Source organism: Allobosea sp. P4_C6 (assembly GCF_056402015.1).
On record NZ_JBFUIF010000330.1, the window covers coordinates 1 to 649 of the forward strand.

Below are 649 nucleotides of genomic sequence, written 5' to 3' on the forward strand. Positions count from 1 at the left end.
CACATGGATCGAACAAAGTTCATCGTTTTTTCCTCTCTCTGCCCCAGACTCCATTTTTTGAATCTTCGTCCGGGCCGCGTCCCGCAGGATGCGGCCCGTCCTCAGTCATTGATGCCCCCCGTCAGTTGCCGGTTGGCAACGGAATGCTAACTCCGTCCTTCGCGAGGATTTCGCGGACAGACTGCAATCGTTCGTAGTCAGACAGCAAGATTGGCCCCGTGTAACCGTAGCTCTGCACCTTGCGCGGAGGATATTTCACATAAGTGGCCATGATCTTCTTCAGCTCTTCCTCCATGACGACCCCCATCCAGGTGCGTTCAGTGAAGTTGTTCATGAAGATGTCGTAGCGCTCCTGCGGATCCTGCCACAGATCGAACACCTGCGGCACCGTGGCGACATACTTGGTTGGACCTTTCCAGCCGAGATTGCTATCCACAGCGAGGCCGCCGGTAGAGCTTCCGTCATCCCCACGAATGTTGAAGAGGAACTTGTAATTGTTGACCCGAACCGCACCGGGCGAAAGCTCATTTTCGGTGAAATAGAACCACGATTTCCGCTCCGATCGATCTGTGGCAGGATCCGCAGGAGCGCTACGACATCTTCATGAACAACTTCACTGAACGCACCTGGATGGGGGTCGTCATGGAGG

Annotated in this window: 1 pseudogene; it reads right to left on the reverse strand. The window is 55.0% G+C overall.

What is annotated here, in order from left to right:
- Positions 1 to 121 precede the first annotated feature (121 nt).
- Positions 122 to 571 (reverse strand): annotated as a pseudogene (locus tag AC1DVA_RS28970) (arylsulfatase); the annotation flags it as partial.
- Positions 572 to 649 lie beyond the last annotated feature (78 nt).